General features: G+C 71.2%; 20 protein-coding genes. 15 read left to right on the top strand and 5 right to left on the bottom strand.

The window, feature by feature from the left end; genetic code table 11:
- The first annotated feature begins 32 nt into the window (after positions 1-32).
- From kduI to NS220_RS10040, 4 genes are all read left to right on the top strand, one after another.
- Positions 33-872, top strand: coding sequence for a 5-dehydro-4-deoxy-D-glucuronate isomerase (gene kduI / locus NS220_RS10055; protein WP_058623940.1), 840 nt, complete (start codon positions 33-35; stop codon positions 870-872).
- The gene (locus NS220_RS10050) at positions 872-1804 is read left to right on the top strand and encodes a sugar kinase (RefSeq protein WP_058623939.1); all 933 of its coding nucleotides are present in this window, start codon (positions 872-874) and stop codon (positions 1802-1804) included. The genes kduI and NS220_RS10050 overlap by 1 nt, the downstream gene beginning before the upstream one ends.
- A gap of 13 nt (positions 1805-1817) precedes the next feature.
- The gene (locus NS220_RS10045; protein ID WP_242864593.1) at positions 1818-2432 is read left to right on the top strand and encodes a bifunctional 4-hydroxy-2-oxoglutarate aldolase/2-dehydro-3-deoxy-phosphogluconate aldolase; all 615 of its coding nucleotides are present in this window, start codon (positions 1818-1820) and stop codon (positions 2430-2432) included.
- 90 nt (positions 2433-2522) lie between these two features.
- Complete coding sequence (locus NS220_RS10040; protein WP_058623938.1) at positions 2523-3569, top strand: NAD(P)-dependent alcohol dehydrogenase; 1047 nt, start codon at positions 2523-2525, stop codon at positions 3567-3569.
- A gap of 443 nt (positions 3570-4012) precedes the next feature.
- Here NS220_RS10040 and pgm read toward each other — a convergent pair whose 3' ends face one another.
- Positions 4013-5659, bottom strand: a complete 1647-nt coding sequence (gene pgm, locus NS220_RS10035; protein WP_058623937.1) for a phosphoglucomutase (alpha-D-glucose-1,6-bisphosphate-dependent) — start codon at positions 5657-5659, stop codon at positions 4013-4015.
- Between the two features lie 368 nt (positions 5660-6027).
- Here pgm and NS220_RS10030 point away from each other — a divergent pair, with 368 nt between their 5' ends.
- From NS220_RS10030 to NS220_RS10020, 3 genes are all read left to right on the top strand, one after another.
- Positions 6028-8946, top strand: a complete 2919-nt coding sequence (locus tag NS220_RS10030; protein WP_242864592.1) for an immunoglobulin-like domain-containing protein — start codon at positions 6028-6030, stop codon at positions 8944-8946.
- 178 nt (positions 8947-9124) lie between these two features.
- Complete coding sequence (locus NS220_RS10025) at positions 9125-9778, top strand: LuxR C-terminal-related transcriptional regulator (protein WP_058623936.1); 654 nt, start codon at positions 9125-9127, stop codon at positions 9776-9778.
- Positions 9771-11915, top strand: coding sequence for an ATP-binding protein (locus tag NS220_RS10020; protein ID WP_058623935.1), 2145 nt, complete (start codon positions 9771-9773; stop codon positions 11913-11915). Before NS220_RS10025 ends, NS220_RS10020 begins: the two co-directional genes overlap by 8 nt.
- Here NS220_RS10020 and NS220_RS10015 read toward each other — a convergent pair.
- The 3 genes from NS220_RS10015 to NS220_RS10005 all read right to left on the bottom strand — a co-directional run bounded on the left by NS220_RS10015 (position 11882) and on the right by NS220_RS10005 (position 16898).
- Entirely contained in the window at positions 11882-13426 is a 1545-nt protein-coding gene (locus tag NS220_RS10015; protein WP_058623934.1) for a chitinase, read from the bottom strand. The two genes, NS220_RS10020 and NS220_RS10015, sit on opposite strands and share 34 nt — an antisense overlap.
- Entirely contained in the window at positions 13423-15576 is a 2154-nt protein-coding gene (locus NS220_RS10010; RefSeq protein ID WP_206543016.1) for a glycosyltransferase family 2 protein, read from the bottom strand. The genes NS220_RS10015 and NS220_RS10010 overlap by 4 nt, the downstream gene beginning before the upstream one ends.
- A gap of 404 nt (positions 15577-15980) precedes the next feature.
- Positions 15981-16898, bottom strand: coding sequence for a LysR family transcriptional regulator (locus NS220_RS10005; protein WP_058623932.1), 918 nt, complete (start codon positions 16896-16898; stop codon positions 15981-15983).
- Between the two features lie 72 nt (positions 16899-16970).
- On the opposite strand from NS220_RS10005, the gene NS220_RS10000 reads away from it, so the two are divergent.
- From NS220_RS10000 to NS220_RS20130, 7 genes are all read left to right on the top strand, one after another.
- Positions 16971-17918: an EamA family transporter gene (locus tag NS220_RS10000; RefSeq protein WP_081323105.1), complete on the top strand. Its 948-nt coding sequence runs from the start codon at positions 16971-16973 to the stop codon at positions 17916-17918.
- A 9-nt stretch (positions 17919-17927) separates the two neighbouring features.
- The gene (pheA, locus tag NS220_RS09995; protein WP_058623930.1) at positions 17928-18890 is read left to right on the top strand and encodes a prephenate dehydratase; all 963 of its coding nucleotides are present in this window, start codon (positions 17928-17930) and stop codon (positions 18888-18890) included.
- Between the two features lie 280 nt (positions 18891-19170).
- Positions 19171-19431, top strand: a complete 261-nt coding sequence (locus tag NS220_RS20135; RefSeq protein ID WP_058623929.1) for a hypothetical protein — start codon at positions 19171-19173, stop codon at positions 19429-19431.
- Positions 19428-20240, top strand: a complete 813-nt coding sequence (locus tag NS220_RS09985; protein WP_193755333.1) for an ABC transporter ATP-binding protein — start codon at positions 19428-19430, stop codon at positions 20238-20240. The genes NS220_RS20135 and NS220_RS09985 overlap by 4 nt, the downstream gene beginning before the upstream one ends.
- A complete protein-coding gene (locus tag NS220_RS09980; RefSeq protein ID WP_058623927.1) occupies positions 20233-20550 on the top strand; it encodes a hypothetical protein in 318 nt (105 codons plus the stop codon). The genes NS220_RS09985 and NS220_RS09980 overlap by 8 nt, the downstream gene beginning before the upstream one ends.
- Positions 20547-22016, top strand: coding sequence for a hypothetical protein (locus tag NS220_RS09975; protein WP_058623926.1), 1470 nt, complete (start codon positions 20547-20549; stop codon positions 22014-22016). The genes NS220_RS09980 and NS220_RS09975 overlap by 4 nt, the downstream gene beginning before the upstream one ends.
- Positions 22003-22713 (top strand): hypothetical protein, encoded by a 711-nt coding sequence (locus tag NS220_RS20130; protein ID WP_058623925.1) that lies wholly within the window; start codon positions 22003-22005, stop codon positions 22711-22713. Before NS220_RS09975 ends, NS220_RS20130 begins: the two co-directional genes overlap by 14 nt.
- A gap of 9 nt (positions 22714-22722) precedes the next feature.
- Here the strand turns inward: NS220_RS20130 and NS220_RS09965 are convergent, their stop codons facing one another.
- Positions 22723-23760 carry an LLM class flavin-dependent oxidoreductase gene (locus NS220_RS09965; protein ID WP_081323103.1) on the bottom strand — a complete coding sequence of 346 codons (1038 nt, stop codon included), beginning with the start codon at positions 23758-23760 and terminating at the stop codon, positions 22723-22725.
- Between the two features lie 99 nt (positions 23761-23859).
- Here NS220_RS09965 and NS220_RS09960 point away from each other — a divergent pair, with 99 nt between their 5' ends.
- Positions 23860-24165, top strand: a complete 306-nt coding sequence (locus NS220_RS09960; RefSeq protein ID WP_058623923.1) for a hypothetical protein — start codon at positions 23860-23862, stop codon at positions 24163-24165.
- Positions 24166-24346: the final 181 nt, after the last annotated feature.

Here is a 24346-nt window from a genome sequence, read left to right as displayed (position 1 = left end):
GGCCCGCCGGGCCTCGACCCCAGGAGAACCGCATGACCGCCTCGATCCCCCAGCGCTACGCGACCCACCCCGAGCAGATCCCCGGGATGGACACCGCTGACCTGCGTGCGCGCTTCCTCATCGACGACGTCTTCGTCGCCGGCGAGGTGCGCCTGACCTATACGCACCACGACCGGATCGTGCTGGGCGGCGCCGTCCCCGCGGGCCGCGACCTGCCGCTCACCGGCTACCCCGAGATCCGCAGCGACTTCTTCCTCGAACACCGAGAGGTGGGCATCGTCAACGTCGGGGGCTCCGGCACGGTGACCGCCGACGGCGAGGTCTACGAGCTCGTCACCGGAGCGTGCCTGTACCTCGGTCGCGGCATCCGCGACGTGGTGTTCTCCGACGCCGAGGGGGCCGGCGCCCAGTTCTACCTCTTCTCGGCCCCCGCGCACACGACCTACCCCGCGGCTCTGGTGTCGCCCGGCGAGGGGACCGTTCGCGAGCTCGGCGACCAGCTCACGAGCAACCGCCGTACGCTCAACCAGTACATCCACGAGAACGGCGTGAAGAGCTGCCAGATCGTGATGGGGGTGACCGAGCTTCACCCGGGCTCGATGTGGAACACCATGCCGGCACATACCCACGACCGCCGCACCGAGTGCTACCTCTACTTCGACCTCCCCGAGGACGCCCGCGTCGTCCACCTCATGGGCGAACGCGACGAGACGCGCCACCTCATCGTCGGCGACCGCCAGGCCGTCATCTCTCCGAGCTGGTCGTTGCACTCGGGTGTCGGCACGGCGGCCTACTCGTTCGTGTGGGCGATGGCCGGAGAGAACCAGGCCTTCGACGACATGGATGCCGCCCCCATCACCGATCTGCGCTGATGCCGGCCGAATCGACCGCCTCGGCGCCGGTGCTGCTCGCCGTCGGCGAGACGATGGCGATGCTCGCACCCGCCGACGGCGGGGGAGTGGTGGATGCCGTCGACTTCCTCGTCGACGCGGGCGGCGCCGAGTCCAACGTCGCCGCGCACGCCGCGGCCGGGGGAATGACCGCGCGCTGGGTGAGCCGCCTCGGTGCCGACGCGCTCGGCGACCGCGTGCTGCGCCAGGTCGCCGCGCGGGGGATCGACGTCTCGGGAGTCGTGCGCGACGCCGACCGCCCGACGGGCCTGTACGTCAAAGACCCCGGCCGCGGTGTGCGGTACTACCGCCGCGGGTCCGCGGCATCCGCCCTGGGAGAGACGGATGCCGAGGCCCTGGCTCTCGACGATGTCGCCGTGCTGCACGTGTCGGGGATCACCGCGGCCCTGTCGCCGTCGGCGCGTGCGTTCCTCGTCGCGGCCATGGCCCGGGCGCGATCCCGGGGGGTGGTGGTGAGCTTCGACGTGAACCACCGCGCCGCCCTGTGGTCGGCCGCGGAGGCCGCTCCCGTGCTCGCCGACCTGGCTGTGCGCGCCGACGTCGTCTTCGTCGGCCGCGACGAGGCCGAGGCGCTCTGGGCGACACCGCGCGACAGCGATGTCCGCGCCCTGTTCCCCGACGTTCCCGAGCTCGTGGTCAAGGACGGCGACGTCGGCGCGACGGTGTTCGCGGGCGCTGCGCGCACGTTCGTCCCCGCCCTTCGCGTCGAGGTGCTCGACGCCGTCGGCGCCGGGGACGCCTTCGCCGGCGGCTATCTCGCCGCCCGTTCCCGCGGACTCGACGCGAGCGCGCGTCTCGCCGCCGGGCACGATCGCGCCGCGCTGACGCTGCGCACGTACGGCGACTCCCTGCACGACTCCGGCTCCCGCCCGGGCGCCGACCGCCCCTCCTGAGAGGACCCTCGCGTTGACCCCTCCCGACGACACCGCAGCCTTCTTCGACCGCACCCTCGCCGACGCTCCGCTCATGGCGATTCTGCGTGGCATGGGCCGCGAGCGCTCGCTCGCCCTTGCGACCACGGCGTGGGATCTCGGCATCCGTTCCGTGGAGGTGCCCCTGCAGACCCCCGCCGATGAAGAGGCGCTCGGCGCCGTCTGCGCCGCGGGTGCCGAGCGGGGTCTTCCCGTCTGCGCCGGCACGATCGTGGATCCCGCTCAGGTGCCCGTGGCTGTCGCGGCCGGGGCGGCGTACCTCGTGTCGCCGGGGCTCGATCCGGCGGTCGTCGCCGCGGCGCGGGCACACGGCATCCCGATCCTGCCCGGCGTCGCGACGCCCAGCGAGGTGCAGCTCGCGGTCTCACTGCGGCTGCGCTGGCTCAAGGCGTTCCCGGCGTCGTGGCTCGGACCGGGGTGGTTCCGCATGATCCGCGGGCCGTTCCCCGAGGTGCGGTTCGTCGCGACCGGGGGCCTGGACGCGAGCAACGTGGCGGAGTTCCTGGATGCCGGTGTGCGCGTCGCCGCGGTCGGGTCCGCGCTCGAGGACCCCGCGCAACTCCCGCGCCTCGCGGCCCTGATTCGCTGAGCCCCGGCGCACGTTCGTGCAAGCCCCATCCGGACGCGCCGGCACGGGGGGAGGATGGATGCATCCGCATCGACCCTCCTGAGGAGACCCATGCACGTCAACGCCTACGCGGCGTCGTCCGCGACCTCGCCCCTCGAGCCCACGACCATCGAGCGTCGTGACGTCGGCCCGAAGGACGTCCTCATCGACATCGCCTACGCCGGCATCTGCCACTCCGACATCCACACCATCCGCGGCGAGTGGGGCGACGTCCCCTACCCCCTGACCGTCGGCCACGAGATCGTCGGCACGGTCGCCGAGGTCGGCTCCGAGGTGACCAGCCACAAGGTCGGCGACCGCGTCGGCGTCGGCTGCATGGTCAACTCGTGCCGCGAGTGCGAGAACTGCCTCGCCGGCGAGGAGCAGTACTGCGAGAAGGGCAACATCGGCACGTACGGCGCGAAGGACGTCGACGGCACGATCACCCAGGGCGGCTACAGCGAGAAGATCGTCGTCGACGAGCACTTCGTGCTGCGCGTTCCCGAGTCGATCCCCTACGAGAAGGCCGCTCCGCTGCTGTGCGCGGGCATCACGACCTACTCGCCGCTGAACCACTGGAACGCAGGCCCCGGCAAGAAGGTCGCCGTCGTCGGCCTCGGCGGGCTCGGCCACATGGCCGTCAAGATCGCCCACGCCATGGGCGCCGAGGTGACCGTGCTCTCGCAGACGCTGAGCAAGAAGGACGACGGCCTGAAGATGGGCGCCGACCACTACTACGCGACGAAGGACGAAGAGACCTTCTCGACGCTGAAGAAGCACTTCGACCTCATCATCAACACCGTCAGCGCCCCGCTCGAACTGCGCAAGTACCTCGGCCTGCTCGCCCTCAACGGCACGATGGTCAACGTCGGCGCCCCGCCGGAGCCCCTGCCCATCCAGGTCTTCACCCTGTTCACCAATCGCCGCTCCTTCGCCGGTTCGTCGATCGGCGGCATCCGCGAGACCCAGGAGATGCTCGACTTCTGCGCCGAGCACGGCATCGCGCCCGAGACCGAGCTCATCTCGGCCGACCAGATCAACGAGGCCTACGAGCGCGTGCTGAACAGCGACGTGCGCTACCGCTTCGTCATCGACGCGAAGACCTTCGCGACCGCCTGACCCCGGTTCCGGATGCCACGGCCCCGACGTTCTCCAAAGCGCCGGGGCCGCGGCGTCCTCACCGCCCCCTGCCGATAAACGCTCTCCCGTGCGAAACACGCGGCGTCGCCGCGTGTTTCGCACGGATCGGCGTTTATCGGCGAGGGTGGGCGGAGCGGTTGAGCGGAACCTCGCGGCGGTCCCGCCGCTGTCCTGCCCCGGCGGAACGGCGCTGGCCTGTTGCCGATAAACGCTCCTTCTGCTGAAACTCGCGGCGTCGCCGCGTGTTTCGCACGGATCGCCGTTTATCGGCGACTGCCGCGCGCGCGCCCGCGCACGCGGCGCGCCCGCGCACGCCGCACGCGGCGCCGCGCGCACGCCGCGCGCCGTGCCCGCGCCCCGCCGCCCCCGGGCGCACGCGAAAGCGGCGCCGCCCCGAAGGGACGACGCCGCTTTCGCGTGTGTCAGGCCTGACCGAGCGCGGCCGACACGACCGCCCGGGCCTCTTCCTGCACCTCGCGCAGGTGCTCCTCGCCGCGGAGCGACTCGGCGTACAGCTTGTAGACGTCCTCGGTGCCGGAGGGGCGCGCGGCGAACCACGCCGATTCGGTCTGCACCTTCAGGCCGCCGATCGCGGCGCCGTTGCCGGGCGCGTGCGAGAGCTTCGCGGTGATGGGCTCACCGGCCAGCTCGGTGGCGGTCACGGCATCCGGCGACAGCTTCGACAGGGCCGACTTCTGCGCGGGCGTCGCGGGTGCGTCGACGCGCTGGTAGGCGGACGCGCCGAACTCGGCCTCGAGCTCGGCGTACCGCTGCGAGGGTGTCTTGCCCGTGACGGCGAGGATCTCGGCGGCGAGCAGACAGAGCAGGATGCCGTCTTTGTCGGTGGTCCACACGGTTCCGTCTTTGCGGAGGAACGATGCCCCCGCCGACTCCTCGCCCCCGAAAGCCACCGAGCCGTCGAGCAGGCCCGGCACGAACCACTTGAAGCCCACGGGAACCTCGAGCAGCTGGCGCCCGAGCGAGGCCGCGACGCGGTCGATGATCATCGACGACACGAGCGTCTTTCCCACGGCGGCATCGGTGGGCCAGTTCGGGCGGTGCGAGAACAGGTAGTCGATCGCGACCGCGAGGTAGTGGTTGGGGTTCATCAGCCCCGCGTCGGGGGTGACGATGCCGTGCCGGTCGGCGTCGGCGTCGTTGCCCGTGAGGATGTCGTACTCGGCGCGCGCGGCGACGAGCGAGGCCATCGCCGACGGCGACGACGGATCCATGCGGATCTTCTCGTCCCAGTCGAGCGTCATGAACTTCCACGTCGGGTCGACCTCGGGGTTCACCACCGTCAGGTCGAGGCCGTACACCTCGGCGATCAGCGCCCAGTACTCCACCGACGCGCCACCGAGCGGGTCGGCGCCGATGCGCACCCCGGCGTTCTTGATCGCGTCGATGTCGATGATGGATGCCAGATCCCGCACGTACGCGTCACGGAAGTCGTACTGCCCGAGGCCGTCGAGGTCGATGTCGGCGTGACGGGTGCGCTGCACGCCGTCGAGGCCGGCCGCGATGAGCTCGTTGGCGCGGCCGGCGATCCAGCCGGTGGCGTCGGTGTCGGCGGGGCCGCCGTGCGGCGGGTTGTACTTGAAGCCGCCGTCGCGCGGCGGGTTGTGCGACGGGGTCACGACGATACCGTCGGCCCGGCCCGGGTCGTCGGTCGCGCGGTCGCGGTTGTAGGTGAGGATCGCGTGGCTGAGTGCCGGGGTCGGCACCCAGGCGTCGCGCGAGTCGACGCGGACGTCGACGCCGTTGGCGACCAGCACCTCGATCGCGCTGCGCTCGGCCGGCAGCGACAGTCCGTGGGTGTCGCGGCCGAGGAAGAGGGGGCCGGTGATGCCCTGCGCCGCGCGATAGTCGACGATCGCCTGCGTGGTGGCGAGGATGTGATCCTCGTTGAAGCTCGTGTTCAACGACGATCCCCGGTGCCCGCTCGTACCGAACGCGACACGCTGCTCCGGGACCCCGGCATCCGGTCTGCGGTCGTAATACGCCGCGATCAGTTCGTCGATGTCGATGAGATCGGATGCCTCTGCGGGCTGCCCTGCGCGACTGCTCATGCGACCAGTCTGCCCGCTGCATCCGACATGCGCACACGCGCGGTCACATTCCGGGGAAATCCGACGGTGAAGCCGGTGCGTGCGCCGGTCCGCGGGGCGCGCGTCGCGGGCGAACCGCGCATTGTCCCGTCGCTGCGTTACCGCTAACCTTGACGCGAGACGACTGCGTGCCGGCGGCCCGCGGTGATCGGGCAGTGGCGCCTTTCTCCGCGACACGACCGACGTCTGAGGCGAGCCGCACGGGCCCGTCACGCCCCCTGTGTCGCGGCCCCCGGCGACACTCTCCACCCGAGAGAGAGGTCTCGCCGATGAGATCACCCGCTGTCCGCCCCCCTCGCGCTTCCGCGCCGCATCGCCTGCGTCGGGCCGTGGCGGCGTCGCTGACCGGCGTGCTCGCCGCGTCGTCTCTGAGCCTCTTCGTCCCCGCGGCGCACGCCGCCGACGCGCCGCAGCCCACCGCGCACTACGACATGACGCACGCGGGCGGTGCCCTGCTGGATGTCTCGGGAAACGGGCGCAACGCCACGCTCACCGGACTCACCGATGCGTCGTTCGCCGACGCCGGGGGAGACGAGGTGCTCCGGTTCCGCGCAGACGGTTACGCGTCGCTCCCGTCCGGGCTCATCACGGCGACCGACAACGACTTCACGGTCGAATACACCGTGTCCACCCAGACCGCCGCGAATCAATTCGGCTGGGTGATCGGCGACGGCGTCGGGCCGTGGAACACCACGCAGCTCGGCAACCACATCTTCCTCAGCCCCCGATCGGCTCAGGGCGGGTACAACAACCAGGTTCTCGCGGCGATCCGCGTCAAAGACGGCGGCAACGGCGAGACGCGCCTTCCCGCCGGTGGGGGTCTGAACCCGGGCTTCACGACGCTGACGATGGTGGGCACCGGGCAGAACCTCACGCTGTATCGCGACGGCAGCGTCATCTCGACTCTGACGCACGGCGCGTCGCTGAAGTCGATCATCCCCACGGGCGCCGTCCTCGGCTACCTCGGCCGATCGCTCTACCAGGGCGACGCTCTGCTGCGCGCCGACGTGAGCGACGTCAAGATCTGGGATGCCGCCCTCACCGCCGACGAGGTCCGCTCCAGCATGCCCACCGCGGCGGAGAAGTCGGCGACCACGTCGGCGCTGCTGCGCGGAGACGTCGAGAACGCCATGCGGGGAGCGAACACGTCCCTCGACTCCGTCTCGAGCAACCTCACCCTCCCGGGCTCCGTCAACGGCGTCGCGCTGACGTGGTCGTCGTCGGACACCGCGGTGATCTCGACCACGGGCGTCGTCTCGCGCTCGATCACGGTGAACACCCCCGTGACCCTGACCGCGACGAGCTCGCTCGGCACCCTGCGCTATGACGTCGTCGTGGTGCCGCCGAAGGTGGCGAGCGATCTGGATGCCATCTCCCTGACGTCGCGCACGACCGAGAACCTCCCCCTCGTGACGCGGGGGTCGGTCAACGGCGCGGCCATCACCTGGACGTCGTCCGACCCCGCGCTGGTGACCTCGACCCGCGCCGACTACACCGCTCCCGCCATCGGCTCCGCCGACCCCTTCCGCGGCGGCGGGGTGGTCACGCGTCCCGCCTACGGCGCGGGCGACACCGCGGTCACGCTGACCGCGACGGCGACGCTGAACGGGCAGACGGCGCAGCGCTCGTTCGAGGTCGCCGTGGCCGAGAAGGGGCGTTGGGCTCCGGATGCCGGCTACGCGGCCGCCTACTTCACCTCCGACGGAGACGAGAGGATCTACCAGGCGGCGACCTCGGGCAACGACTTCTTCTCGTTCACCCCCGTCAACGGAGGCAAGCCCGTCATCACCTCGACGACCGACACGCGGGGCCTGCGCGATCCCTACATCCTGCGGTCGAAGGACGGCGACAAGTACTACATGGTCGCGACCGATCTGTGCATCAGCTGCGGGACGGGCTGGGGACCGGCGCAGTCGAACGGGTCGCTCAAGATCGAGGTGTGGGAGTCGGCGGACCTCGTCACGTGGAGCCGCACCAACGGCGCGAACGAGGGCATCGTCGTCAACCAGCCGGCGGCAGGCATGACCTGGGCGCCGGAGGCGTACTGGGATGACAGCCTGCAGTCCTACGTCGTGCACTTCTCGTCGCGTCTGTACAACAGCCCCGACAAGACCAACAACGACAACCTGCACGCCCGGGTCTTCTCCGTCCTCACGCGGGACTTCAAGACGTTCACATATCCGCCCGTCGAGTGGCAGAACACCGGCTTCGCCCGCATCGACTCCACGGTGCAGAAGATCGGCGATTACTACTACCGCTTCACCAAGAACGAGGAGGGGTGGGGCGCCGACGGCCTCGAGGCGGGCAAGGACATCTTCCTCGAGCGGTCGAAGGTCCTGACCGCGCCCACGACGCGCTCCGACTGGAACGCCGACCCCGAGAAGACCTGGCAGCTGATCGACACGAACATGACGGCGCAGGAGACCGGTCAAGCCGGTGAGGGGCCGCAGATCGTCAAGCTGAACGCGGGCGACCCGAACAACGCCGGGGGCGACGGCTACGCCTTCCTCGTCGACAACTTCGGCGCGGGCGGATACCGGGCCTTCGTCACGACGGGTGCCGACATCGCCAGCAGCACGCAGAACGACCGTCTCTCGCGCCGCGCCGACTGGAACGTGCGCCCTGTCGGAGGTCTGCCCGCCAGCCCCCGTCACGGCTCGTTCGTCAGCGTTCCGCAGACCGTGCTCACCGCGATGAAGAACTGGACCGCACCGACGGCGGTGTCCTCGACCACGACTCTCGCCCGACAGGGGCGCACCGTCACGGCCACCGTCACCGCGGCCGACCGCGGCGATGTCGTCGGCACGGTCACCTTCTCGGGCGAGGGATGGACGCAGACGGTGAAACTCGACCAGCGCGCGGCGTCGGTCGAGGTGCCGGCGACGGTGCGCGCGGTCACGGCGCGCTACGACGGGTACGCCGACAAGCGCGTCGCCGCATCGACGTCGGAGAGCGTCGCCCTCGGCGTGGCCGTCTCGGCCGAGGTGTCGAGTCGCTGCGTCGCGGGCAAGGTCACGCAGGTGGTGACCGTCACCAACAAGGACACCGTCGCCGCGACCGTCACGGTCTCGGGCGCCTACGGCCGCAAGACGCTCACCGCCGCCCCGGGCGCGGCGACGTCGACCACGTTCGCCACGCGGGCGACGTCGGTTCCGGCCGGGACCCTCGCGGTGCAAGCGGCGCCGAGTGCGACGCCGAGCCTGGTGTCGACGTTCACCGTGTCGATACCGGCGCACGCCTGCCGCTGATCCACCCCTGACGACGCCCCGGAGGGTCCACGCTGCGGACTCACCGGGGCGTCGTCGCGTGCGCACTCGCGATGGCCCCGCTCGGCGTCGCGCGTCGGGGAGGCTGTCGTGTCGCCGGGCGGAACGCTCTTCGACTCATTTTTCACCCCATGCACGCGAATACGTCATACTCATCGCCATGGGTGCCGGGGTAGATGCGCGGGTGGCGATCGTCGACGACCACGAGCTGGTCGCGCTGGCGGTTCAGAATCTCCTCGCGGATGCCGAGGGGCTGACCTTCGCGCGGCACGCCGACACCGTCGCGGCTCTGGTGTCCCGGGCGCGCGACGCCGATCTCGTCCTCCTCGACCTGAGCCTGCGCGACGGCTCGACTCCCGCCGAGAACGTCGCGTCCCTGCGGCGATGGGGGGTGCACGTGCTCGTGCTCACCTCGGGTGAGGACCCCTTCCTCGTCCGGGCGGCCTCGAGGGTCGACGTCGCCGGGATCGTCCGCAAGTCCGCCCCGTCGGCGGCTCTTCTCGAGGCGATCACGACGGCCGCCTCCGGGGAACACGTCGCCACCACCGAGTGGGCCTCCGCCGTCGACGCCGATCCGCTGCTGCAGGGAGCGCCGCTGACCGAGCGCGAGCGGGAGGTGCTCGGCCTCTACGCCTCCGGGCTCGGTGCCCGCGAGGTCGCCGGCCAGCTCTTCATCTCCGAGAACACCGTGAACGACCATCTCCGGCGCATCCGCGCGGTGTATCAGATGATCGGTCGGCCGGCGACGTCGAAGGTCGAGCTCTATCAGCGGGGGATCGAAGACGGATTCGTCCCCGGTCCCCGCCGTGTCTGACGACAAGTCCGGCCTCCGCGCGGCTCGCCTCGTCATCATCCGCGCCGCGGCGTTCCTCGTCGTCGTCGTCGCGGTCGTCAACGCGGGCTTCCTCAGCAGGGGCGAGCAGCAGGGGTTCCCCCTCTGGTATCCGTCGCTCGGCACGGCGGCGGCTGCCGTCACCATCGCGGTCGGTCTGCTGGCTCCGTTGGTGCCGGCCCGCGTCGTGCGCGGGGGAGCCGGCGTGGCGCTGGCCCTGTACGTCGGGCTCGTCGCCCTCTTCCCCCTCGCCGCCCTCGTGGGCCACGTCGAACGGATGCCGTGGTTGCTCACCGCGTCGAGTGCGGCCGTCGCCACCGCCCTCGTCGCGGGCGGGGTGTCGTGGGGTTGGGCCACCATCCTCTTCGCCGCGACCGCGGGTGTGTGCTACCGCCTGGCGTTCGGCGGTTTCGATGTCGATGGAATCATCAACGACGTCCACGCGGCTCTGACGGCCTCGGTCATCTGCGTCCTCGGCGGGTACGTGCTCTCGGTGGGCGAGGGGCTCGACGAGGCGGCCGCCGTGCGGCGTGCGGCCGGCTCCCGCGAGTACGCGGAGCGCGGCAGGCTGGCCGCCCGGACCCGCACGGCGGCCCTCGTGCACGACGAAGCCCTCGCCACGTTCGCGCTCGCCGCCTCGCCGCTCCCCGTGCCGCGGGACCGGCTGGCCGCGCAGGCGCGACACGCGGTGGACATGCTCACGCGTCTGGTCGACGACGCAGCCGGCGACACCGCGTCGTTCGAGGCGGCGTTGGTGGCGGAGGCTCGCGCCCACGGCGCGGGGTACTTCCCTCCCGCGGAGAACCTGCCGCCGCTTCCCGCCGCCGTGGGCGAGGCGTTCCTCGGTGCCGTACGCCAAGCCCTCGACAACTCCCTCCGGCACGCGCGCGGAGCGAGCCGCACCGTGAGTGTCCGCGCGAGCGAGGGAACGATCGAGGTCGAGGTGGTCGACGACGGTGACGGCTTCGATCCGTCGCGCATCGCGGATGACCGACTCGGTGTGCGTCAGAGCATCCTCGGCCGCATGACCCGCGTTCCCGGCGGGCAGGCGCGCGTGCAGTCCGCGCCGGGTGCGGGCACGCGTGTCGTGCTGTCGTACACGCCCGAGCCCCGTGACGAGGTCGCCGCGCTCGGCGACCGCCGGTCCCTCCGCCGCGGCGTCACGGTCGTCGGCGTGGGCTTCGTCGCGCTGCAGACGGTCTGTGCGATGACGATGGTCATCGAGGCGCCGTCGTCGTGGCTGCGTCAGCTCACGATCCTTGTGGTGGTCATCGTCGCGGCGGAAGCTCTTCGACGCTCACCAGGGTTCGTCCCGTCGCGGCGGAGGGCGGCCGTCATCGTCGCCACCGCGGTCCTCGGGGCGTTCGTCACGGTGGTCGCGGCACCGACGACCTACGGCGACCTGTGGCCGGTCGTCGCGCTCGCCTTCCTTCTCGTCGGACTCGCGCTTCGCGGCCGCTTCGGGACTGCGCTCGCCGCCGCGGCGGCCGTGGCCGCGGTCGTCATCGTCGGCGGGGTCGCCGACGGCGTCCCGATCGGTCAGATCCTCGCTCTCACCGCGCGCCCCGCGCTCATCGTCGTCGTCGCGACGCTGATGCTCCTGACCGTCCGACGGATGCAACGGCGCATCGCGGCGCTCCACCACCAGGCCGCGGCGGCGGAGGAGCAGGAGAGCTGGTCGCGGGGAGCGCGGGAGGAGCTGCGGGAGCGCACCGATGAACTCGCGCGAACCGTGGTTCCCCTGCTCTCGCGGATCGCCGAGGGGCACCCCGCCTCCGTCGATGACCGGCGCGAGTACGCCGCGCTGGAGGGGGCGCTCCGCGACGGACTGCGCGCGGGATCCCTCTCTCGCGAGCCGCTGCGCGGCGCGGTCGCCGCGGCGCGCGGTCGCGGGGTCGACGTCGCCCTGCTCGACGACAGCGATCAGAGTCTGTCCGAGGCCGAGGTGCGCGCGGTGGTGTCCTGGATGGGCGACGCGATCGCCCGGGCCGAGCGGAGCGTGGTCGGTCGACTCCTCCCACCCGGGCGGCGGGCGGTGGCCAGCGTCACCGTCGACGGTCGCGCCCTCATGTTCGAGGGCGTCGATCAGGGCTCGGTCACCAGCTTCCACGGCGAGTAGTCCCGGTCCGTCACGGATCGGTCGGGGCGCTGGCCCCGCGACCACCACTTCGCCTCGTACCCGCTCCCGTCGTACATCACCCGGTCGCCCTGGTTGTACAGCTCGCCGGCGACCCACTCGGGGTAGGTGCCCGCGGGGAGCTGGGGCAGCGCGTACGGCTTGTCGTCGGGCAGCACGGGACCGACGTAGGTCCATGCCGAGGCTGCGGCATCCAGGGTCGGGTCGTCCGGGACGGCGCCGTCTTCGTTCCACCACTTCGACACGTACACCGATCCGTGCCACACGACGAAGACCCCCGCCGAATAGAACGACTGCGACGACCACACCGGGAACGGGCTCTTCTCGGGATCGTCCGCGATGACCGGAGAGTCGTCCTCAGGGGCGACGCGGCCGGAGGGGGTGCCCTCGCGCCCGGCGCCGAGCACGTCGGAGAACGTCTCCCCGGCCTGTTCCACGCCGCTGCACGACACCGACACCGTGTGCGGGTGCGGGTAGTTGGTGCCGCAGGTGCGATCGCGGTTCACCGACCACAGCGACATGCGTTCGAGACCCACCTCGTCCGCGAACGCGGCGAGCGCGTGCGCGTCGTCGAGGCTGAACACCTCGTGCTCGACGTCGTTCTGCCCGATCATCGGCGTCGCGCCGAGCAGCGACCACGCCCCTCCGGCGGGCAGCGGCAGCTTCCGGTCTTTCCACACGGTCTCGATCTGCGTGGCGGTCGCCCGCAACGCGCCGATCGACAGCTCGGCCTGCGACACCGACCGGTCGTCGGTGTTGAAGTTCATGGTCATCGCGTTCACTCCCGCGAGGGGCACCCCGGCATTCAGGATCGAGGCGATCTGGCCGAGGCCGTCCTCGGTCAGACCGTCGGGGGCGACGGGCAGGGTGAGCCAGACGTCGAGAGGCCGCCCGGCCTCCGCGCGTTCCTGCTGCAGCTGTGCGATCGCCGCCGCCCGTCGGGTCGTCGCCGCGGTGTCGCGGAGCGCGTCGCCCTCGATGTCGAGGTCGACGACGTCGATGTCGTACCGATCGAGCACGAGACGGTAGGCCCGCGTGAGCGCGTCGACGGTGGAGCAGGCCGCGGCCAGCTCCGTGTTGATCGCGCCGCCGAACGACACCGCGAGGGGTCGCCCCTCGCGTCGCAGACGCTCCACGCGGCGATCCAGTTGGAACCGGGATGCCGCGTCGTCGAGCGTGTACGCCTTGCCCCACGTCGGCGTGCAGTCATCGTTCCCGGCGGCGACGACGAAAGCGAGGACCACCCCGCCCGGTCCCTCGGCCATGGTGCTCCGCGCGAGCTGTTCTTCGCTGTCGAGGGTCACGTCGTAGTAGCCCGCGAACCACCGGTCGGCGCCCGGAGCCGGGGCCGGGGTGGCCAGGACGGGGACCACGGTCGCCGCAGCCCCGGCCCCGGCGACGGCGAGGGCGGCGACGAGGGTCAGCGCGATCCGCGCGAACGACAGGCGGCGGCCGGCGAAGCGGGACCGCGCGGGCGCCATCACGGGGCTCACGCGGCGACCCCCGCCGGCTCCAGCGGACCGTCGTCGAGCACGGCCGTCCAGCGCGCGCGGACGAGTTCGGGCGTCGTCGAGGGCGCCGGCGGCGCCACCCAGATCCAATCGAGCCACGCGAACCACAGATCCGACACGGTGTGGCGGATGCCGATCAACCGCGCGATCGCCCACAGGATCGCGAGCGCCGTGAAGGCGGCGAACAGCGTCGTCCCCCACGCCTGCGCGAAGACGGAGCGGACGGCGACCGCGGCGGCGATTCCCGCGATCGCGAGGGGGGCGAGCAGGTACAGAGCGGGCACGCGGGTCCTCGTCGACACCTTCGGCGTGCGGGCGAAGCGGGCTCGTCGGCCACTCAGCACCTGGACCAGAGAGGCGGCGCTGCCCGCGAGGTTGACCGGCAGCAGGAGCAGGTTCAGTCCGTAGATCGCGGCGACGTCCCGTCGGTGGTACCCCAGCGCGTGCAGGTCCGAGGCCATCTCCGTGAAGTACGGCACCGCGATCAGCAGGAGCAGCAGCGTGACCAGCTGCCCGTCCATCGGGTACAGCGTGAGCACCGCGAGCAGGCCCAGGGTCACCCACGACACCGAGCCGAGATAGTTCACCCGCAGCAGCCGTTCCGCGAGACGCAACGGTCGTCCTTCGCGGCGGCGTCGGACCGCCAGTTCGTGCAGCTTCGGCAGCACGAGCAGACCACCGTCCGCCCAGCGCCGTCGCTGGATCACGAGTGTGCCGAAGTCGGGCGGCGTGGCGCTGTAGCTCAGCCTCTCCGGGTAGTTCAGGAGCGACCATCCCTGCGCGGCGATGTCGATCGAGGACTCGGTGTCCTCGATCGCGGTGCGATCCGAGATGAAACGGACGACCGGGATGCCGTCTTCCCGGCTCTCGCGCCGGAGATCACGCACCGCGTCCCATCGGAGGATCGCGTTGGCCCCCACCCAGAAGGTGGCGTCGAAGGCCGTGAGCCCCTGGTGCACGATGTGTTGCAGGTCGGTGGTCGCCCCCGCCAGGCGTTCCAGGCGCGTCGGTGCTCCCCGGTACGCCGAGTAGGGCGTCTGGATCACGGCGACGCCGGCGTTCTCGGGCTGTTCGAGGGCGTAGACCAGACGCATGCAGTACCCGGGCAGCAGCATCGAGTCGGCGTCCAGGGTGAGCACGTAGTCGCTCTCCGACACCTCGAGATCGGCGTTGCCCTCGTCGAGCCGCTCGAGCGCGACACCCCCGCCGGTGACCTGCTCGCGATACCGCCCACCCATCAGCCCGAGGTACGCGTTGAGATTCATGGCCTTGTTCGCCGTGTGCGAGAGGTTCGTGTATCGCCGACGCTCGAAGGTCCGGGCCCGGACGTCGAAGATGCGCACCAGCCGATCGACGAGGTGACGGGCCCTCTCGACGGCGAGCGGTGGTTCCCCGGCCTCGGCGGCTTCCAAGAGCGCGGTGGCCGTGGCATCCAGTTCGTCGGCCAGGCGCCGCAGGACCTGTTCGACGAAGAACACCTCCACGTGAGTGGTCACGGGTTCCTCCGCGGCACGAGCACGCACCCACTGGGCGCACGCAGCGTGCTCGCGCATCGCGATCTCGGTCGCCTCGGCGGGGGTGATCGCGTCGTCGCGCACTCGCGCGGCCGCGGTCTCGACGTGTTCCCGGACGGGGCGCAGCGTGGCTTCGAGCTCGTCGGTGAGCCGTCGGCATCCCTCCAAGCTCGCGCGTGCGTCGTCGTCGACGGGGTCAGGGTCGTCGTCGAGGAGGAGCACGACATCGAGGCGGGGGAACTCCTGCAGCGCGACGGACCACAGCCCCATCCGCACGAGCGCGGGATCCTCGGAGCGCGAGGGCAAGAGCGCCGTGAGCCGCGGTTCCCGCTCGAAGAAGTGCTCGTCGAGGGCGATACGCCGGGTCCGCCGGTGGGCGGCGAAGCGCGGTAGGGCTCCGGAGCGCGCGAGCAGGTGCATGCAGGCCGAGAGGGTGAGGAACGTCACCGAGATGAGGAAGACGACGGTCGTGACGAGCTGGGCGGCATCGACGAGAGCGCCGCCGCGCGAGAGGGCCACGACCACGGTGGCGCAGTAGAGCACCCACATCAGGGCGCAAACCACCACGGCGAGGCGCGCCCGGGCGATCCGCCGCGCCGGCGGGCGCGCATGCGTCACGGGCTGCGGAGTCGCGTCGCGGTCGGTTCCGCGTTGGCGACGAGGGGCGGGCGCTGCTGCGATCTTGTCGGGCATCATCGACGACTTTCGGAATGAGTGCCCGGCGGGTCGGGTCCCGCCGGGCAGGCGACAGGGGCTGAGGCCGGCACCTTCGTCGCATCCTTCCGAAAACACACGGCCGAGAAAGCCCGACCGGCCACCGACATCGGTGGTTTGCCGAGCGGATGCCGTGCCCCACCGCGCGACGGGCCGCCGGGATCGAACCGGCCCGCGGATGACGACGGCGGGGAGAGGGTGCTCGCGTGGCCGGGGCATCCCGGCATCCGGTCGTGATGCGCCGCGATCAGTTCGTCGACGTGGCGGCCGTCGGAGGGGGAGACGGAGGTCCGTTGCCTCGCCGTCGGTCACCGACCGCGGTCTCTCCCCGCCGCGAGGAGTGCCTCGAGGGCCACGCGGAGCGCGGGGGAGTCGGACTGCGACCGCCGGTGCACCGCGACGATGTCGCGGAGGGAGGCCGGCTCCACCGTCGGAATGGCCACGAGGTCGTCGCCGAGGTCCGGGCGTCCCAGGCGCGGAACGAGCGCGACCACCTGTCCGGTGCGCGCGAGTTCCAGGTGGTTGTCGAACTCCATCGACTCGTAGACCACGCGGGGGGCATTGCGGATGCCGTCGAACAGCCGCCTGAGCCACTGCCGGCAGATCGTGGTCTCGAAGGTGGCGACCCACTCCTCGTCGGCGAGGTCGACGGGGCGGACGACGGTGCGGTCGGCGAGACGGTGATCGCGATGCACGATGACGTCGGCGACGTCGGTGAACAGGGGGGTGACGATGAGGTTGTCGGGGATGGCGAGGGCGACTCCGCCCCACTGGTGCGCGATGCCGAGGTCGCGCTGACCTGACGCGACGAGTGCGATCGTCTCCCACGGCTCGCTCTCGCGAACGAGCAGGCGCAGGTCGGGGTGCGCGCGGGCGAGGTCGACCAGAAGCGGCGCGAGCATCCCCCGCACCACCGTCGAGAACGCGGCCACCCGCAACTCGCCGCCGACGGTGCCGGCCGGGGAACCGGTCGCCTGCAGGTCGGCGCGCAGCTTCTCGAGATCGGCGAGGATGGGCGTCGACCCGACGACCAGCTGCGTGCCCGCGTCGGTGAGCGCGACGCCGCGCCCGACACGTTCGAGCAGTGCCACGCCCGTCTCGCGTTCGAGGCGCTTGATCTGCTGCGACACGGCCGACGGAGTGAAGCCCAGCGCCGACGCCGCTCCCGACACGCTGCCCTCTCGGGCGACGGTGCGCAGGGCGCGGACAGCCTCGAGGTCAATCATGCAGCGATGCTACCGCTTTTCGTGTAGAAACCTTCGCTGGTGCTTCATTGAGCGGACCGGTGGAATGAGGGCGTGAACAGACGCGACATGGTTCTGGCCGCCGGCGTGGCGACCGCGTGGGGATTCAACTTCCTCGTCATCGAGTGGGGCATGGACGGCATCCCCCCGCTGCTGTTCGTGGCGATCCGGTTCGCCGTCGTGGCGGCGTTCGTGGTGATCGTGCCGCGCCCCGCGGCATCCTGGCGCACGATCGTCGGCGTCGGCACGTTCATGAGCCTGGGGCAGTTCGGCCTGCTGTACACGGCGTTGGCGCTCGGATTGCAGCCGGGGCTGGCCGCACTGTTGCTGCAGGCGCAAGCGATGTTCACGATCGTCCTCGCCGCGGCGGTACTGCGCGAGCGGCCGACCGTGGGGCAGGGCGTGGGCACTTCCGTCGGCGTGATCGGCCTCGCGGTGGTCGCGGTCGGACGCGGCGGCCACGCCCCGGCCCTCGCCGTGGCTCTGGCGCTCGCCGCCGCGCTCTCGTGGGCGGTGGGCAACGTCATCTCCCGTGGCGCGGGAGGGACCGCGGGACGCGGCCGTCTGGGCGCGCTGTCGCTGACGGTCTGGTCGGCGCTGGTCGTACCGGTGCCCGCTCTCGCGCTGTCGTTCGCGATCGAGGGCCCGGCGGCGATCGGGGCGGGTCTCGGTGCCTTCGGCGTGCAGGCCGTGCTGTCGACCGTTTATACGGCGGGCGTGTGCACGCTCGCGGGGTATGCCGTGTTCAACGGCCTGCTCGCGCGCAACCCGTCGGCCGCGGTGGTGCCCTGGGTCTTGCTGGCTCCGGTCGTGGCGATGACGGCGGCGGCGGTGCTCCTCGGGCAGATCCCCGCCCCGGCTGAGATCGTGGGCGGAGTCCTGCTGGTGGCGGGGGTGTTCGCGACGACGGTCACCATCGCGCCGGTCGCGCGGTGGGGCTCACGACGGAGACGGATGCCGCTGCCCGCCGCCACGGCATCCGGGAAGACCCCGGCGCACTAGGCTGAGCCGGTGCTGCCCGACACAGATCACACCCCCGCCCGCCGTACCTACAGCTACCTCGGCCCCGCCGGCACCTTCACCGAGGCCGCGCTCGCGCAGGTGCCCGAGGCGCGCGACCAGATCTGGCGGCCCGTCCGCAACGTCGGCGAAGCCCTCGCTGACGTGGTCGAAGGTCGATCGGATGCCGCGATGATCGCGATCGAGAACTCGGTCGACGGCGGCGTCTCCACCGCGCAGGATGCGCTGGCTACCGTGCCGGGCCTGCGCATCGTGGGCGAATACCTCGTGCCGGTGAACTTCGTGCTCGTGGGGCGCCCCGGCACCACCCTCGCCGACGTTTCGCTCATCGCCGCGCACCCCGTCGCCTACGGGCAGTGCCTCGGCTGGCTGAGCCAGAACGTCCCCGCGCACGCGCACCTGCCCGCCGAGAGCAACGTCGCCAGCGCCCTCGGGGTGCTCGACGGAACGAGCGCCGCGGATGCCGCGATCGCCGCCCCCGGGATCGTCGCCCATCACGATCTCGCGGTGCTCGCCGAGAACATCGGCGACAACCCCAACGCGGTGACGCGGTTCGTCCTGGTCAGCCGTACGGTGGCCCCCGCCCCTCCCACCGGCGCCGATAAGACCTCGCTCATCGTGGAGCTGCCCGAGGACCACCCGGGTGCGCTCCTCGAACTGCTCGAGCAGTTCGCCACCCGGGGTATCAACCTGAGCCTGTTGGCATCCCGTCCCATCGGCGACGCCCTCGGGCGGTACCGCTTCGTCATCGACGCCGACGGACACGTGCTCGACGAGCGCATGGCCGACGCGCTGCTGGGCTTGCGCCGCTTCAGCCCGAAGGTGATCTTCCTCGGCTCGTACGCCCGCGCCGACCGCGCGATCGTGCGCTACCCGCAGCGCTACAGCGACGACGTGTTCGTCGAGGCGCGTGACTGGCTGCGCGGCCTGCTGAGCGGCGAGCCCGAGGCCTGACTCCGGCGTCGCGCCCTCGGCCGCGCCGCCGGCGCCCGTGCCGTGGCCGGGCTCCCCCGCTTCGGTCGGGCGCCCCGCCGGCGTGCGCCCCGCCGGCGTGCGCACGCCCGAGGTCATCGGCCGGAGGGGCCTCACGGGCCTCGCAAGAAGCGGGGGTGGGGACGGCGCGCGGGTGATTTTGAAAGCGGGCGGGGGCGAGTGCGCCACCGCGACCGCGGCGAAGCTGAGATCTTTCTCTCGACGGCATGTAAACATGCCCTGAGAAGGAGAAGGAAAACTCGTGAACGATCTTGTAACCCGCACCTACGCCCAGGCTGTCTTCGCCCTCGACGGCCTCGCTGAAGGCGCAGAATCGGCCTTCGGCAACGGGTCACGCCGCGACCGAGTGGTCTGGGTCGTCGTGGCGATCGCTATCGCGGTCATCGCCGCGGTCGGACTCCTCACCGCGTGGTGGCTGGCCTGCCGCGCGATCGGCAAGTACCCCACCTTCAGCGTTCCTGCCTGGGGCAAGGCGGGGTCGTACCGAGCGTGGTGCAATTGACCACGCCGCACGTGCGGGGGGCTGGAGCCGGCGCAGCTCCCGCCCTCTCTGTCCGCGGGGTGTCGAAACGGTATGGCCGTTCCACCGTCTTGCGCGACTTCTCGCTCTCGGTGTCGCCCGGTGAGGTGCATGGCCTTCTGGGCCCGAACGGGTCGGGTAAGTCGACTGCCCTGCACATCATCTCGGGGCTGGTCGTGCCGGACGGCGGCACCGTCACGCTCTCGGGAGTGCCCGTCGAGAAGAAGGAGTCCCGTCGGCATCTCGGGCTGGCCCCCGACGATCTCGCTCTGCCGACCACCCTCACCGGTTCCGAGTACGTGGACTTCCACGCGGCGATGCGCGGGCGCAGCGATGACCGTCGCCGCGACCACCTCATCGACGCACTGGGGATGCGGCCGTTCCTGGATCGTGCGGTCGGCGACTACTCCCACGGCATGAAGCGCAAGATCCAGATCGTGGCGGCGACCTGCCATGCGCCCGAACTCGTCGTGCTCGACGAACCGATGCGGGGCCTCGACCCTGACGCGGGTCTCGTCCTGCGCCATTTGATCCGCCAGATCGCGACGAGCGGCCGGGCGGTGCTCATCGCGACTCACGACATGCTCCGCGCCGAGCGCGACTGCGACGCGGTGACGATCCTCGACGCGGGGGTGACCGTGGCGCAAGGAGCCCCGCACCATCTCATCGCGGGATCGAACGCCCTGTCCCTCGAGGAGGTCTTCATGGAGCGAACCGGATTGACCACGGCGAACGCGCAGCGCATCGACCAGATCGACGCCGCGTTCGCCTCCGCGCCGTCGCGTGCGTGAGAAGAAGGACACCGAAGTGAATGCAACGCTGAAGGCGATCGTCCATGGAATGACCGGCCTCATGCTGGCCGGGTCGCTGCTGGTGCTGGGGATCATCGCGACGATCGTCACTGCCGTGGCCGGCGATGGCCGGGCCGAGATCCCCGGCGTGTTCGAGGCCTGGATGGAGCAGTACCAGGGTTCGCCGTCCCTGAGCTTCATCCCTCACCCGACAGGGATGGCCGTGGTCATAGGGGTGTTCACGCTGGGCTACGTCGCGGTTGCCTACGGCATCGGCGGGGCTATCGCGCGTCGAAGGCTCGAGCGATGACCCCGGTCGCCCTGACGATCGCTACCGTGTCCTGGCGGATGTGGGCACGGGACCTCTGCCGCGTCCTGCGTGTGTCGACGCGTTTCGCGTTCATCGTGATGGGGGCCAGTGTCGGTGCGGCCTTCGTGTTCGGGGGGCTGCTGGCGGCGGTGACGGCGCGACAGGTCGGCGGCGAGCTGCCCCCCGAGCTCGGGCTGACGATCGTGCGGTCCAGTCTTGCCGGTGTCTGGCTCTCGTCCGGCCTGCTCGCGACGGTCTTCGCGCTGACGGTTCCGTCGCGAACGATGCTGCAATCTCTGCTGGACCTGCTGCCGGTCAGCCGACGAGCCGCGACGTTCGGACAACTGGTGCCCATGTCGACGGTCACCATCGTCTTCTGCGTGGCGCTCGCGCTGCCGACCATCGCGATCTTCTCCCGACTGTTCTCCGGACCGGCGCTCGCCGCGGCGGTGGGGAGCGTCATCGTGTCGATCGTGGCCGCGCAGGTGTTCGCCGTCACGCTGCTCCTGATCGTCTCCTGGGCCGCGCGTCGTCTCTTCCGCCTGGCGACCCGGTATGCCGACACGCTCGCCGCCCTCCTGGTCATGTCGTCGTTCGGGTGGAGCGCGTCGGCCGACCTTCTGACCCGGGAGCTCGCACAGCCGTCGCAGGTCGATCTGCTCCCGCATCGGATCCTCGCCGCGGCTGTCGCGGGGAGCGCGACCGTCCCTTCGGCGATCGTGGCCGCGTCGTGGGTGGTTGCGGCGGTCGGTCTCATCGCTGTGGCCAGCGCGGTACGCCCGACCGCGTCGGAACCTCGTCTGCCGTCCTTCCTCCGTGGTTGGAAGCCACGCGGCGGCGTCTTCCGGGCCCTCGTGTGGCTCGAGATCGTCACCACCGTGAGGACTGTGCAGTTCGTGATGACGACACTTGCAGCCTTCGCCCTCGTGGGTCTGGCCGCCTGGCTGCATGGCGGCGCGGGCACGGCGGAGCTCGCGCGGGCGATCGCTTCGGCCGCGCCGATCGCGCCCGCTGCGGTGAACATGTACGCCGTCGGACGCGCCCTGCCGATCCGTTGGATCGGCGATCACATCTCGCCGCGGACGGCGTGGCCCGCCGCGACTGCGGCGGCGTCGATTGCGACGTCGATCAGTGTTGCCCTGGTCGTGGCGGCTCTCCTCCTCGGCCTCGGCAGCCTCCCCGCGGAGTCCGTGGCAGGCGTCGCCGCGCGCGTCCTCCTCGCCGCTGCTCTCGCGCTGCTGGCGGGCGCCGTGATCCCTGTGAGCCAGGAGCAACCCATTTCGACGACGGCGGCCGCGTTCCTCTGCGGGGTGCTTTTGCTCGGCGGAAGCGTCGGGGTGAATGCCGCGGTCGACGCCGCGGGTGTCGGCGCGTTCGCGGTCATCCTGATCGCGGTCGCGGGGAGCCTGGGAGTCTACGCGCGCGTGTGCGAACGGCACGTCGCAGGCGACCGTGTCCGGGCGTGACCCGGCCGGCCGGGGAAGGCGCCTGCTCGACGGCGTCGAGGAGACACCCAGCGCCTATCTCTACGATCCGCTCGGCTTCGTCGTCGCGAAGGGGGAGCACGACACCGAAGCCCGCTTGCGGGCCTTGGGCATGGTGTCGCAGAGCGGACGGTGGTGGTCGCCGGTGCTCGTGCGGTCGCGTCACCTCCCCTGCGGGCGGGCGCGCGCGGTCGGCACCCTGGCTCTTCACTATGGTCGTTCGCTCCTCCCGGTCGCGCTTCTGTCGGCCGCCACCACCGCCGTCGGCCTTTGGTCGGGTGCACGGGGCACCGTCGCCGTCGGGGTGCTGGGGCTGATGGTCGCGCTCTCGCTGCTCGTCCACGAAGCTGGGCACGTGCTGGCTCTCCGCTCGGTGGAGCGGTGCGGGCCGGCGATCCTCATCACTCGCGGGGCGGACGCGGCGCTGGTCCGCTCGACGCTGACGAGTCGCCTCGAGGTGGCCGTGGTCTGCGCCGGTCCCGGTGCGCCGTTGCTCCTCGGTGCGCCGCTCCTGCTGCTGTGGCAGACGTGCTGGCCCCTCGTGGTCGCGTGGTTCACCGTGTCGGCCGCTCACCTCGCTGCCCTTGCCGTCCCGGTCGGAGACGGGGCGAACCTGCGGCGAGCCCTGGGGCGACCGAGCGCCCCTGCCGACCTGGCCCGGGCGGGCCGCCGGGAATGACGTCCGCGCTCAGGCCGCCACAGCCGCCGGCGCGGCGATCAGTTCGAGCGTCTGGGCGCGCCCCTCGGAGCCCTCGCCGTCGTACGCGCCCGCCACGGGCGACACCATGATCTCGTCGACGCCGTGCTGCGCGGCGAAGGCGGCCAGCTGCCCCTGGACGTCCGGGCCCGTGCCGACGAACCACTTCTGCCGCGCCGAGGCCATGATCGACTGAGCCATCGCGTCGAACGGGTCGGCCTTCGCCTGCTCGACGGTCTCGAGGGGCGTGAGCGGGCGGTTCGTCCGCAGACGGGCCATCATCCGTAGCTGCGGCAGGGCGCGCTCCTCGGCCTCTTCGGCGGTGGGCGCGGCGACGACGTTGGCCGTGACGAAGGTCCGAGGACCCTCGCCGGATTCGTTCGGGACGAACTGGTCCCGGTACAGCCGCAGCGCGTGCTCCAGCCCTTCGCCGGCGAAGTGATGGGCGAACACGTAGGGCAGACCGAACGAAGCCGCGAGCTGCGCGGAGTAATCGCTCGAACCGAGGAGCCAGACCTGCGGCATCCCGGATGCCGCAGGCGTGGCCTTCACCTGATACTCGGTGCCCGAGGTGAACCGGACCGTCGCCCCGTCGGGAGAGGTGAGCGCCATGATGTCGGTCACGTGGTCAGGGAAACGCGAGACGTCGCTCGTCGTGCCCGAGCGGTTGAGCAACTGCGTGATCACCGGGTCGCTTCCGGGTGCGCGGCCGATGCCGAGGTCGATCCGGTCGGGAGCGAGCGCCTCGAGCGCGGCGAACTGCTCGGCGACGATCAGCGGCGAGTGATTCGGCAGCATGACGCCGCCCGACCCCACGCGGATGCGGGAGGTGCGAGCGGCGGCAGCGGCGATCAGAACCGGGGGAGTCGTCGACGCCACAGCGGGCATGTTGTGATGCTCGGCGAACCAGTACCGGCGATAGCCGAGGCGGTCCGCGCGCTCCACCAAGTCGAGGGCCGCAGCCACGGCTTGAGCGCTGGTCTGTCCCGCACGAACCGGGACGAGGTCGAGAACAGAGAGGGAGGGCATCACTCCCATGAGAACCCCGCGAACACGTTGCGTATTCCGAGAGTGCGGACACGGCAACCCCCCTCGCGGAATCTCGCCGAGCCGTTTAGCCTCCCGGGCATGAACGACGATCAGGCGGGCGACATGCAGCCGGACGGGCGGACGATGGTGCGAACACAGATCGCGATCGACGAGGCATCCTTCTTCCTCGCGCAGGGGCAGGACGCCCTCGAACTGAGGTCTCGGATCGAGGATGCCGTCCACGCGGGCGGCCGCTTCGTCTCCTTCGTCGTGGTGGGCAACCGTGAGGTGAGTGTCCTGTTCACCCCGCACTCCCGTGTGGCACTCTCCGTCGAGACCGTCCCGTACGACGCGCGCGACACCGGAGACGCCGACGAACCATACGGCGGTTTCTTCGACGCCTGAGCCCGGCATCCTTCCTCAGCTTTCTCTCAGGAAATCGCCGTGACGAATCCGGCCCCCGCTGCGTCTCACCTCTGACATCACGGGACACACGGTTCCGGAGACGACGGAAGGAAAGGTCAATGGCCACCCCACCACCCCCACCACCGCCCCCGCCACGAAGGACGGCGGCTCGACCGTCATC

It is taken from the genome of Microbacterium testaceum (assembly GCF_001476655.1).
Classification (GTDB): Bacteria; Actinomycetota; Actinomycetes; order Actinomycetales; family Microbacteriaceae; genus Microbacterium; species Microbacterium testaceum_C.
The sequence above is the reverse complement of the archived record's forward strand: the minus strand, read 5'-3'. Positions and strand labels throughout refer to the sequence as shown.

Excerpts from the sequence above, each read along its gene's own strand:
- kduI (WP_058623940.1), top strand. The coding sequence starts at position 33 with ATGACCGCCTCGATCCCCCAGCGCTACGCGACCCACCCCGAGCAGATC.
- NS220_RS10050 (WP_058623939.1), top strand. The coding sequence starts at position 872 with ATGCCGGCCGAATCGACCGCCTCGGCGCCGGTGCTGCTCGCCGTCGGC.
- NS220_RS10040 (WP_058623938.1), top strand. The coding sequence starts at position 2,523 with ATGCACGTCAACGCCTACGCGGCGTCGTCCGCGACCTCGCCCCTCGAG.
- pgm (WP_058623937.1), bottom strand. The coding sequence starts at position 5,659 with ATGAGCAGTCGCGCAGGGCAGCCCGCAGAGGCATCCGATCTCATCGAC.
- NS220_RS10025 (WP_058623936.1), top strand. The coding sequence starts at position 9,125 with ATGGGTGCCGGGGTAGATGCGCGGGTGGCGATCGTCGACGACCACGAG.
- NS220_RS10005 (WP_058623932.1), bottom strand. The coding sequence starts at position 16,898 with ATGATTGACCTCGAGGCTGTCCGCGCCCTGCGCACCGTCGCCCGAGAG.
- NS220_RS09975 (WP_058623926.1), top strand. The coding sequence starts at position 20,547 with ATGACCCCGGTCGCCCTGACGATCGCTACCGTGTCCTGGCGGATGTGG.
- NS220_RS09965 (WP_081323103.1), bottom strand. The coding sequence starts at position 23,760 with ATGCCCTCCCTCTCTGTTCTCGACCTCGTCCCGGTTCGTGCGGGACAG.
- NS220_RS09960 (WP_058623923.1), top strand. The coding sequence starts at position 23,860 with ATGAACGACGATCAGGCGGGCGACATGCAGCCGGACGGGCGGACGATG.